The organism is Phyllobacterium sophorae (genome assembly GCF_003010965.1).
Classification (GTDB): Bacteria; Pseudomonadota; Alphaproteobacteria; order Rhizobiales; family Rhizobiaceae; genus Phyllobacterium; species Phyllobacterium sophorae.
This window is the reverse complement of sequence record NZ_PGGM01000020.1, coordinates 95,743-106,287: the sequence shown is the minus strand read 5'-3', so window position 1 is coordinate 106,287 and position 10,545 is coordinate 95,743. Positions and strand designations below refer to the sequence as shown.

The following is a 10,545-nucleotide window of genomic DNA, read 5'->3' as shown; positions in this document are numbered from 1 at the left end:
ACCCGAGGACCACGGATGACGGAGATGTGGGCAGGCTTCAGGGAGCACACCCGCCTCCCGTGGTGGATGCGCAGGGTCCACGGAGCATACTCATCTCCCTTGGTAGGTACGCAGGCTCCACGGAGCACCCCCCTCCCTCATGCTAAAATCAACCCAACTCCCGCATGGTGAGCCTGTCGAACCACGCGCGGCTATTTCGCGGCCTTGAGCTCCGAAGCGCTTTTCAAGACCCTGCCGCCGTCGTCCTGCTCGATCATATAGGCGGGATCATCCTTTGAAGCCTTGCGCGTCACCTCGACACCCTCGATGGTCCTCGTCACAGACTTTGTGAACTGCTCGACGATCTTGCCGGTACCGGCGCCGCCCTTGGCCCATTCAACTCTCGCACCTTTATGGAAATGTATCATGTGGCGTGTCCGGTTGGGTGGGGATGACGGTAGGGTGCCTACTTGTCGGTCATCCGCAGTACTCGGGTCAAGCCCGACGGAACCCCTACAACGCTGCCTTGCTGATCACCACGAAGGGTGTGCTCCCTGAAGCCTACCCACTTCGCCGTCTTCCTCGGGCTTGACCCGAGGACCCACGGCTAAGCAGCGCAGGCATCTCCCCTAACCCGACCTGATCCAGCTGGCTCGCGATGGGTGCTCGTCATTGAACAAGAATCTAACTGGAATGCCTCGGCTGCACCGAAATGACTGCATCGTTGCGTGCCTTAGAACCGACCTGCCTTTAGATCCGCAACTTCTTGGACGATGACCTGAAATGGAAGTACAAAGAAATCGAATGCTTCGTAGACTGGAGCGAGCGCCCCCCGTAAAACTTCCTCCGTGTTATCGAGAATCTGGCTCGCCGTGGCTTCTCCGCGAACGACCACGGTTTCTGTCTGACTAATTCGAGGATAGCTCAATGGCGCACGGTTGCGGTCGAGGACACGCAGCTCGCGCCCCTTCAGCCCATGGTACTCCGCCTTGAAAAGTATGGTCGGATTATCGCCCCACTCACGGGCAAGGCGCGCAACGAACAGTAGTGCATCTCCGAATCGCCATATGGGCGTCGTCAGGCTGAAAACTGTACCGGGTGCGAAGCGGTCAGTGTCGTCCTCGTCGTAGGCGCGTACCTGGAACAGCCGACCATCAGGATGAGCGCGCCAGAAATCTACGTTGTTGGTGCGTCGGCCGGATTCCTTCGGGGTTCCGATCCAGGTCTGAATCACCCCGTCCACAGCTGCCGGCCCGATGGGCTGCCGGGACAGGATGATAAATGGGCTCCAGCCCGTGTGCCTGACTTCCGCGGTCTTTTCGATCAGCCTGTTCAGCTCTGTCAGGGACTTGGCGGTAGGGACCCCGATAATTTCAAAAGTGAACTCGTAGCGACCGTGCGGCATCCGCGCGATGTCGTCCGGCGGGAGCCTACCTATCAAGGCTTCCCATTTTGCCCGAGATTCTTCGCTGAATTCTTGCAGCCGGTCGACGGGAGCTTGTGGAGCGGTCGAGAGGCCGTAGAACACGTTGCGGACGCTCTCCAGCATGGTATCTCTGTTGGCCTGCATGTTCTGCGCGAACAGGCTCCGCCACTCTTCGGAAGTAAAGGGCTCCTCACTCTTCGGCCCAGGCTTGCGGATGTAAGTCTTCTGAGCAGCGATGACGCCCGGCAGGTCCTTTTTGGACATGATGGGGACGCCGTGGGGACCGGGAACAACGATCAGAGTGTGCTCATGACCGGTGTGTGGATGGTTGAGGTGCATGACATTGCAATGAAGCTGCGGGTCCGCGTACTTATTGACCGCAGCGTTCACCGAGTCAGATGTATAGCGTGGGATTGCTTGCGGGCGCGGTGTCGATGCAGGAGGTTTACCGGCCATGCCCATGACGACAGTTCCGCCGCCGTGATTAGCCAGGGCAATCGCTGCTTTCGCCAAAGTCGCCCGCCCCTCGGCCGTGGAAAAGTCAAGCCACGCCTTGAATTCGGTCGAGAGAGTTTCTTCTTGGAGCTGGAATAGCTGTTTCAGGTCGTCTGGAGCTGCCATTTTGCTAGAATTATCTCCCTTTGCATTGTCGCCACCCACTAATGAAGGATTGCGCGAAAGCTTACAATATCCGCCTCAACGTCCCCGCTCCGCGCTAAGCGGAAATTCGTAGCGGTGCACAGACGTGCATCCCCCCACTCCCCTTGAACCTAACCACCCAAATTACTCATCCCCTCGCCACCTCGCCAATTCCCCTCTGCTCCCCGATTGAATTCGCTGAGGAAGGCCCCACAGCATTTTCCAGGCAAATCCGGAACGCAGCTTCACATCCGGGTTGGCGACCAGCCCTTGCAAACGCAATGACGACACGGCACTGGCCGCTTGGTTGCAGGGCGCCTCGTCTGACCCTTTGCGCTTGGCCTGAAGGCATCCTATTCTACGAGGTGCCGGGCCGGTTGGGGGTATCGAATGTCGCCACTGCCCGCGCGCATTCTCGAACACAAGCGCGCCAGTGTGTCCTTCCCCCCTTCACTCCCCTTGAACCTAAACACCAAAATTACTCATCCCTTCGCCGTCTTGCCAATTCGCCCGCTCGACCCTAAATAAATCAATGGAGGACGGCCTCCACGCTTAGCGCGTTTCCAGACAATCCGGGACGGCCCGATCAAATCATGAAGGATGGTCGTCATGGCCTGGATTATACTTGTCGTTGCGGGTCTCTTTGAAATCGGCTGGGCCATCGGGCTCAAATATACCGAGGGCTTTACCCGCCTCACCCCCACTGTTCTCACTGTCGCCAGCATGATCATCAGCATCGTGCTGCTCGGCCTTGCCGTGCGCGACCTGCCGGTCGGCAGCGCCTATGCGGTGTGGACAGGCATCGGCACGGTCGGCACGGCGCTGCTCGGCATGTATCTCTTCGCCGAGCCCGCGACGGTGATCCGCCTCGTCTGCATCGCGCTCATCGTTTCGGGCATTGGCGGGCTGAAGTTTCTGGCCTGAGGACGCAGGGTGCGGATTATCTCTCCCCTTGCGGGAGAGATAAAGCAGAGCGGCGTTGTTCCCTATCGGCCCATCATATCCTAGTGTGTCGTCATGACAGAACAGCAAAACACCGCCCTCTCCCCGTCCGAAATCGAGCGCTATGCCCGCCATATCATCCTTGGCGAGATCGGCGGGCCCGGTCAGCAGAAGCTGAAGCGCGCCCGCGTGCTGGTCGTCGGTGCCGGCGGGCTCGGCGCGCCGGTGCTGCAATATCTGGCGGCGTCGGGCGTCGGCACGCTCGGCATCGCCGATGACGACCGGGTGTCGCTGTCGAACCTGCAGCGGCAGATCATCCATTCGAGCGAGCTCGTCGGCTCGGCCAAGGTGGAAAGCGCGGCGCGCGCCATTGCCGCGATCAATCCGCATGTGACCGTCGAGACGCACGAAACCCGCATCGCGCCGGACAATGCCGCCGGTCTGGTGCGCCGCTACGACATCATCGTCGATGGCTCCGACAATTTCGAGACGCGCTATCTGTTGGCCGATACCTGCCTCGAACAGCAGCGGCCGCTGGTCTCGGCGGCGCTCGGGCGCTTCGACGGCTCGGTGACGACGCTGATGCCCTATGCGGAAAACGCGGCGGGCGAGCCGAACCCTTCCTACCGCGATCTGTTCCCCAATCCGCCGCCGCCGGGTCTCCTGCCCGCCTGTGCCGAGGCCGGCGTGCTCGGCGTGCTGCCTGGCGTCATCGGCACGCTGCAGGCGACGGAGGTGATCAAGCTCATCACCGGCATTGGCGAGCCGCTGATCGGCCGGCTGCTGCTTTACGATGCGCTGACCTCGCGCTTCGAGATCATCCGGTACAAGGCCGGCAAGTACAAAGCCCGCAGGGCCTGACGCCATGGCGCTCGAGCTTTCCGCAGAGCAGCAGGCAATCGCGGGCGGCGCGCTGGGGACAAGCGCCGCGATGGCAATGCGCATCGTCGCCGCCACGGCGCGGCTGATGGGTGCGCCGTCGCTGATCCCCATCGCCTCGGCGCATATCGACGGCGCGCTCTATCATGGCGATTCCGGCACGCTGTTTGCCGAAAAGCTGGTTGAGGGCGGCGGCAAGGTCGCGGTGCGCGCGACGCTCAATGTCGGCTCGCTCGATCTGACCGGCTGTTCGAAGAACCGGCTGCCGGCGCATGAGCGCGCCATGGCGCGGCGGATGATGGACGCCTACCGCAAGCTTGGCTGCGAGCCGAGCTGGACCTGCGCGCCCTATCAGGCCGGTCACCGCCCGGCGCTGGGCAGCGATGTCGCCTGGGGCGAGAGCAACGCCGTGGTGTTCTGCAATTCGGTGCTCGGCGCACGCACCAACCGCTACGGCGATTTCCTCGACATTGCCTGCGCCATTTCCGGCTTCGCCCCCTATTACGGTTTTCACCTTCCGCAAAACCGCCGCGCCACGGTGATCTTCGACGTGACCGGCCTCGAGCCAGCGTTCCTTCAGTCCGAAGCCGCCTGGCCGATCCTTGGCAGCCTTTACGGCCGCGAGATCGGCGACGCGGTCGGCGTGGTTGCGGGCATTGCGGCGCATCCCGGCGAGGACGCGCTCAAAGCGTTCGGCGCCGCGGCCGCCTCGGCGGGCGCCGTCGGCCTGTTCCATGTGGCGGGCGTCACGCCGGAAGCGCCGGACCTGGCCGTGGCGCTGCATCACCAGCCGCCGCAAGCGGTGATCCGGGTAACGGCGGCGATGATTGCCGATTCGCGCCGCCGCCTCTCCACCGCGATGGATACCGGCCGCATCGATGCCGTAGCCATCGGCAGTCCCCACCTCTCGACGGAGGAATTCGCGCGGCTGGAAACGCTGATCGCCGGGCGCAGGCTCAAGGTTCCGCTCTATGCCTGCACCGGCCGCCATGCGCTCGCCGCGCTGGAGCAGGACGGCCGGCGCCAGACACTCGAAGCCAGCGGCGTCATCATCGTCGTCGATACCTGCGTCGTCGTCACGCCGATCCTGCCGGATATTGCCGGCGCGGTACTGATGACCAATTCCGGCAAGTTCGCCCACTACGCGCCCGGCAACACCGGCTATGGCGTCATCTACGGCTCCATGGCCGAATGTGTGGAAAGCGCCGTCCTTGGCCGCCCCGTGTTCGGGGTTGCGGCATGAAGGGGGAAATCCTTGTCGAAGGTCAGGGCGCCAAGGGCGAGGCGCTGGTCCTCACTGCTCCGATCAGCTTCTGGGGCGGGGTCAATCCGAAGACCGGGCTGATTGCCGATGTGCGCCATCCGCAACATGGCGTGTCGATCAGCGGCAAGGTGCTGTGCCTGCCCGGCACGATTGGTTCGTCATCCGCCGCCGCCGTGCTGCTGGAGCTGGTCAGCGCGGGCCTCGCACCCGCCGCCATCATCCTGCACGAGCCGGACGCGATCCTGTTGCTCGGGCTTGTCGTCGCGCAGGAAATGGGCCACCCAACGCCGATTGCGCTCAGATTGGATCGGGGGGAGTTCAAAAAGCTTGCCGGTAATTCGCTTCGGGTGAGCCAGGATGGATCACTTCTTATCTCCCCCGCAGGGGAGAGATAATCGGCCGTCAGAGTGGATTCTCACTGGTCCCGGGGCAGTACCCGGTCCGGCGGGCGATGCCCGTCGATGAAGGTGCGGATGTTGATGATCACCTTCTCGCCCATGTCGATGCGCCCTTCGAGCGTCGCCGAGCCCATATGCGGCAGGATCACGACCTTGCCGTGCTTGGCGAGCTTGCGCAGCTTGGAATTTACCGCAGGCTCGTGCTCGAACACGTCGAGCGCAGCGCCGGCCAATTTGCCGCGTTCGAGCTGCTCGATCAGCGCGTGCTCATCGATAATCTGGCCACGCGCCGTATTGACGATGAAGGCCGTCGGCTGCATCAACGCGAGCCGCCGTGCCGAGAGCAGGTGAAACGTCGCAGGTGTCGAAGGGCAATTGACCGAGATGATGTCCATGCGCGCCAGCATCTGGTCGAGGCTTTCCCAATAGGTTGCCTCCAGTTCCTCTTCGGTCTTCGGGTTCACCGGTTTGCGGTTGTGATAGTGAATCGACAGGCCGAAGGCCTTGGCGCGCCGTGCAACCGCCGTACCGATGCGGCCCATGCCGACTATGCCGAGCCGCTTGCCCCAGATGCGGCGCCCGAGCATCCAGGTCGGGCCCCAGCCTTCCCATTTTCCGTCATCGAGCAGGATGGCTGCGCCTTCAACGAGGCGGCGCGGGGCGGCCAGCATCAGCGCCATGGTCATGTCGGCGGTATCTTCTGTGAGCACGTTCGGGGTGTTGGTGACAGTAATGCCGCGTTTGGCTGCGGCGACCACATCGATATTGTCGGTACCGTTGCCGAAATTGGCGATGAGCTTGAGATTGGGCCCGGCCGCGTGGATGATCTCCTCACCGATATGGTCGGTGATGGTGGGCACGAGCACAGTGGCGTGGCTCACGGCCTCGATCAGTTCGGCCTTGGACAACCGCCGGTCGTCGACATTCAGCCGCGCCTCAAAGAGCTCGCGCATCCGCGTCTCGATGGAATCCGGCAGTTTACGGGTGATGACGACCAGAGGCTTCTTGCTCACCAATATTCCCCTCCCTTTTAGAGACGCTATTGAGACCTCTTTAACCAAGTCATTGCAAACTGCAATTGCTCTTGTACGCTCCTCCACTTGTCTATCAAGGCGGCGCATCAAAGACAAAGAAAAATAGGGATCGTTCTCCATTCTGCCGCAAAATCGGCCGATTGCAGGTCCGGAACGATGAAGGACTGATTTTGTTGAACCTGAAAAATATTCACGCTTTTCTTAACGCAGGCAGTATTGCGGCCGCCCTGGCCCTGGCCGTGCCACTCAGTTTGCCCATATTGCCGAAAGCCGAAGCTGCAGCGCAGATAGGTCCAAGCGGCCTGCCCCTTCCACGCTTCGTCAGCCTGAAACCTGGCCGCGTCAATCTTCGGGTTGGCCCCGGGCGGGACTATGCTGTGACCTGGCTCTTCCTGAAATCCGGCCTGCCGGTCGAGATCGTCCAGGAATACGACAATTGGCGGCGTATCCGCGATTCAGAAGGCACAGAGGGCTGGGTCTATCAGTCGCTGCTGTCCGGCAAACGTACGGCTATGACGGCACCTTGGCAGCGCGACAAGGATGGGGCCATGCTCAACGTCTATCGAAATGCCGATGACAAATCGGGCGTAATCGCAAAGGTACAACCAGGTGTATTGGGGACTTTGAAGGCGTGTAATGGCGCTTTTTGCCGGGTGGTGTTCAGCGGCGCCAGTGGCTGGATGCGCCAGCCAGACATCTGGGGCGCCTATCCGGACGAGAAGTTCGACGATTAGATTCGGGATCCTGCTACAGGCTTGTATTTTCGTGCTCAATGGACTAAGTAAACTAAACTTAGTTCATTGGGTCTATTCGGATGCGAACGATCAACATTCATGAGGCAAAGACCCATCTGTCCCGCTTGGTCGAGCAGGCGGCCAACGGCGAGCCATTCGTGATCGCGAAGGCCGGAAAGCCGATTGCGAAAGTCGTACCGCTGGACGAACCCATGACGAACCCGCAGCGGTTTGGATTTATGGCAGGGCAGATTAGAGTTCCAGCTGATTTCGACAGTATGGGCCGCACAGAGATTGAGCAACTTTTTGATGGCGAAGAATGAAGCTGCTGCTCGACACACATCTGATTTTGTGGGCAGCGGGATCATTGGAACTTCTTCCCGAGAAAGCCCGCGATCTAATGGCCGACCCATTCAACGAACTTATGTTCAGTCCGGCGAGCCTGTGGGAGGTAGCCGTCAAATCTGGGTTGGGCCGATCAGATTTCCAGGTTGATTCACGCCTGCTCCGTCGAGGCCTGCTGGACAACGGCTATCAGGAACTACCAATCACCAGTGAACACGCAGTCTTCGTCGCGTCCCTGCCACCCATTCATAAAGACCCATTTGACCGCATACTTGTGGCGCAAGCGACCGTTGAAGGCATTACCCTGCTGACAGCCGACACTATGGTCGCCCAATACCCTGGACCAATACAGATTGTTTAATTCGCTGATCAACCGCGCTTTTTGCGCAGACGGATAATAATATCAACGTTGACGATTTCCATGCCTTCCGGCACGGGCGGCAAATGGCCGACCATGGCCGAACCATCGGGAATATCGATCACTTCGTTCGCGCCCTCAACGAAAAAGTGATGATGGTCGGAAACATTGGTGTCGAAATAGGTCTTCGCCCCCTCGACCGCGAGAATGCGCAGCATTCCGGCCTGGGTGAACTGATGCAGGGTGTTGTAAACCGTTGCCAGCGAAACCGGCACATTGGCACCCTGCGCCTCTTCGTGCAGCTCCTCGGCCGAGAGATGCCTGTCGCCCTTGGAAAAGATCAAGCTCGCAAGCGCGACACGTTGACGGGTCGGCCGCAATCCTGCAAAGCGCAAGCGCTCCTGCAAGGATACATCGGCATCTATCTCATAAGAAATATGCATGGCCCGTCTGCCACTCCGTTAACTGATATCAAAAGTCACACCATAAACGAGTTGTCTATGGTGTTACATGATTGATATATGCCGTCTTGCGGAATCGATCAATAGGCAGAGAATAAGCCGTTCGTCTAGAGGAAAGTGGAGGATTCCGGAATTGTAATGTCCCTGCCAAATTCGCTGGAGGCTTGATGAGGCCAAGGGTTCCATTTGATCGTGGTTTGCTCTAGACAGCGTTTTCAGGCGGAAACACTCTGTGATAGGTTCCGCAGAATGCCGGATCATCTCGCGTTCCAGGCGCAGTCTGTGAAATAGTTGATGGGAGAAAGAATGCCAGAACAGAAATCAAGCTACGGGTATGAAGAGCTCCTTGCCTGTGCCCGCGGAGAGATGTTCGGTCAGGGCAATGCCCAGTTGCCAGCACCACCCATGCTGATGTTTGACCGCATCACGGAGATTTCTGAAACTGGCGGCGAAAACGGCAAGGGTTACATTCGCGCTGAATTCGACATCAAATCTGACCTGTGGTTCTTCCCCTGCCATTTTATCGGCGACCCCGTCATGCCCGGCTGTCTCGGCCTCGATGCAATGTGGCAATTGACCGGCTTCTACCTCGGCTGGCTTGGCGAACCCGGCAAGGGCCGCGCCCTTTCAACCGGTGAAGTGAAGTTCACCGGCATGGTCACACCAAAAACCAAACTTGTTGAATATGGCATCGACTTCAAGCGCGTGATGCGCGGCAGGTTGGTCCTTGGCATTGCCGACGGCTGGCTAAAGGCCGATGGCGAGACTATCTATAAAGCAACTGACCTGCGGGTTGGCCTGTTCAAGGAAAGCGCTGCCTGACAAATTTGGCGACGTAGTGCCTTCAAGGAGATCGCGATGCGGCGAGTGGTTGTGACGGGCATGGGTATCGTGTCCTCTATCGGTAATAATGTGCAGGAGGTGCTTGAATCCCTGCGTACAGCGAAATCGGGAATTGTCTTCGCTGAAGAATATGCGAAGCATGGTTTTCGCAGTCAGGTTCACGGCGCCCCGACACTTGATCCGTCAACGCTGGTAGATCGCCGCGCCATGCGGTTTCACGGCGGTGGCACAGCTTGGAACCATGTCGCCATGGATCAGGCCATCGCCGATGCAGGGCTCGATGCAAGCCTCATCTCCAATGAGCGTACCGGCATCATCATGGGATCGGGAGGCTCGTCCACACGTACTATCGTCGAAGCCGCCGAGAAAACCATTGAATCCGGCTCGAGCAAGAAGGTCGGTCCGTTTGCCGTGCCGAAGGCCATGTCTTCGACCGCTTCGGCGACGCTTGCCACCTGGTTCAAGATCAAGGGCGTCAACTATTCCATCTCGTCAGCCTGTGCGACCTCCAACCATTGCGTCGGCAACGCCTATGAGATGATCCAGTACGGCAAGCAGGACATGATGTTCGCGGGCGGATGCGAGGATCTCGACTGGACCCTGTCAGTGCTGTTCGACGGCATGGGTGCCATGTCATCCAAATATAACGACCGCCCTTCGGTGGCCTCCCGCGCCTATGACAAGAACCGCGATGGGTTCGTCATTTCCGGTGGAGCGGGTGTTCTGGTTCTCGAAGAACTGGAACATGCCAAGGCGCGCGGCGCAAAGATTTATGGCGAGCTTGTCGGCTATGGCGTGACCTCCGACGGCGCCGACATGGTTGCTCCGAGCGGTGAGGGCGCGGCCCGCTGCATGCGCATGGCGATCGCCAACGTCAAGGGTCCGGTTGACTATATCAATCCGCATGCGACCTCGACGCCCGTAGGCGACCTCAAGGAAATCGAGGCAATCCGCGAAGTCTTTGGTTCGGGCAACCAGTGCCCGCCAATCTCGGCCACCAAATCGCTGACGGGACATTCGCAGGGCGCGACGGGCGTGCACGAGTCGATCTATTCGCTCTTGATGATGAACAATGACTTCATCGCCGAGAGCGCCAATATCGAAGAACTCGATCCGGCATTCAGCGACATGCCCATTGCACGCAAGCGGATCGACAATGTCAAATTGAACACGGTCCTGACCAATTCCTTCGGATTTGGCGGCACGAATGCATCGCTGGTCTACCAGCGCTACGAGGGTTGAG

General features: G+C 59.8%; 13 protein-coding genes. 9 read left to right on the top strand and 4 right to left on the bottom strand.

The window, feature by feature from the left end; all coding sequences use genetic code 11:
* Nucleotides 1-191 precede the first annotated feature (191 nt).
* Nucleotides 192-407 (bottom strand): hypervirulence associated TUDOR domain-containing protein, encoded by a 216-nt coding sequence (locus tag CU103_RS29010; RefSeq protein ID WP_106667499.1) that lies wholly within the window; start codon nt 405-407, stop codon nt 192-194.
* A 305-nt stretch (nt 408-712) separates the two neighbouring features.
* Nucleotides 713-2,026, bottom strand: coding sequence for an AlbA family DNA-binding domain-containing protein (locus tag CU103_RS29005; RefSeq protein ID WP_106667498.1), 1,314 nt, complete (start codon nt 2,024-2,026; stop codon nt 713-715).
* 627 nt (nt 2,027-2,653) lie between these two features.
* Here CU103_RS29005 and sugE point away from each other — a divergent pair.
* The 4 genes from sugE to CU103_RS28985 all read left to right on the top strand — a co-directional run bounded on the left by sugE (nt 2,654) and on the right by CU103_RS28985 (nt 5,524).
* Complete coding sequence (gene sugE / locus CU103_RS29000) at nt 2,654-2,968, top strand: quaternary ammonium compound efflux SMR transporter SugE (protein WP_106667515.1); 315 nt, start codon at nt 2,654-2,656, stop codon at nt 2,966-2,968.
* A gap of 93 nt (nt 2,969-3,061) precedes the next feature.
* Complete coding sequence (gene moeB / locus CU103_RS28995) at nt 3,062-3,847, top strand: molybdopterin-synthase adenylyltransferase MoeB (RefSeq protein WP_106667497.1); 786 nt, start codon at nt 3,062-3,064, stop codon at nt 3,845-3,847.
* A gap of 4 nt (nt 3,848-3,851) precedes the next feature.
* Nucleotides 3,852-5,108 (top strand): aconitase X, encoded by a 1,257-nt coding sequence (locus tag CU103_RS28990; protein ID WP_106667496.1) that lies wholly within the window; start codon nt 3,852-3,854, stop codon nt 5,106-5,108.
* On the top strand, nt 5,105-5,524 hold the full coding sequence (locus CU103_RS28985) for an aconitase X swivel domain-containing protein (protein ID WP_106667495.1): 420 nt from the start codon (nt 5,105-5,107) through the stop codon (nt 5,522-5,524). Before CU103_RS28990 ends, CU103_RS28985 begins: the two co-directional genes overlap by 4 nt.
* A gap of 20 nt (nt 5,525-5,544) precedes the next feature.
* Here the strand turns inward: CU103_RS28985 and CU103_RS28980 are convergent, their stop codons facing one another.
* Nucleotides 5,545-6,546 carry a 2-hydroxyacid dehydrogenase gene (locus CU103_RS28980; RefSeq protein ID WP_106667514.1) on the bottom strand — a complete coding sequence of 334 codons (1,002 nt, stop codon included), beginning with the start codon at nt 6,544-6,546 and terminating at the stop codon, nt 5,545-5,547.
* A gap of 194 nt (nt 6,547-6,740) precedes the next feature.
* Here CU103_RS28980 and CU103_RS28975 point away from each other — a divergent pair, with 194 nt between their 5' ends.
* The 3 genes from CU103_RS28975 to CU103_RS28965 all read left to right on the top strand — a co-directional run bounded on the left by CU103_RS28975 (nt 6,741) and on the right by CU103_RS28965 (nt 8,001).
* Nucleotides 6,741-7,295 (top strand): SH3 domain-containing protein, encoded by a 555-nt coding sequence (locus CU103_RS28975; RefSeq protein ID WP_410010367.1) that lies wholly within the window; start codon nt 6,741-6,743, stop codon nt 7,293-7,295.
* 80 nt (nt 7,296-7,375) lie between these two features.
* On the top strand, nt 7,376-7,618 hold the full coding sequence (locus CU103_RS28970) for a type II toxin-antitoxin system Phd/YefM family antitoxin (RefSeq protein ID WP_106667494.1): 243 nt from the start codon (nt 7,376-7,378) through the stop codon (nt 7,616-7,618).
* Complete coding sequence (locus tag CU103_RS28965) at nt 7,615-8,001, top strand: type II toxin-antitoxin system VapC family toxin (RefSeq protein WP_106667493.1); 387 nt, start codon at nt 7,615-7,617, stop codon at nt 7,999-8,001. Before CU103_RS28970 ends, CU103_RS28965 begins: the two co-directional genes overlap by 4 nt.
* Nucleotides 8,002-8,009: 8 nt before the next feature.
* On the opposite strand, the gene irrA is transcribed toward CU103_RS28965, so the two are convergent.
* Nucleotides 8,010-8,441, bottom strand: a complete 432-nt coding sequence (gene irrA / locus CU103_RS28960; RefSeq protein WP_106667492.1) for an iron response transcriptional regulator IrrA — start codon at nt 8,439-8,441, stop codon at nt 8,010-8,012.
* Nucleotides 8,442-8,765: 324 nt separating this feature from the next.
* On the opposite strand from irrA, the gene fabA reads away from it, so the two are divergent.
* A complete protein-coding gene (gene fabA, locus CU103_RS28955; RefSeq protein WP_106667491.1) occupies nt 8,766-9,281 on the top strand; it encodes a 3-hydroxyacyl-[acyl-carrier-protein] dehydratase FabA in 516 nt (171 codons plus the stop codon).
* Nucleotides 9,282-9,317: 36 nt separating this feature from the next.
* Nucleotides 9,318-10,544, top strand: coding sequence for a beta-ketoacyl-ACP synthase I (gene fabB / locus CU103_RS28950; protein WP_106667490.1), 1,227 nt, complete (start codon nt 9,318-9,320; stop codon nt 10,542-10,544).
* Nucleotide 10,545 lies beyond the last annotated feature (1 nt).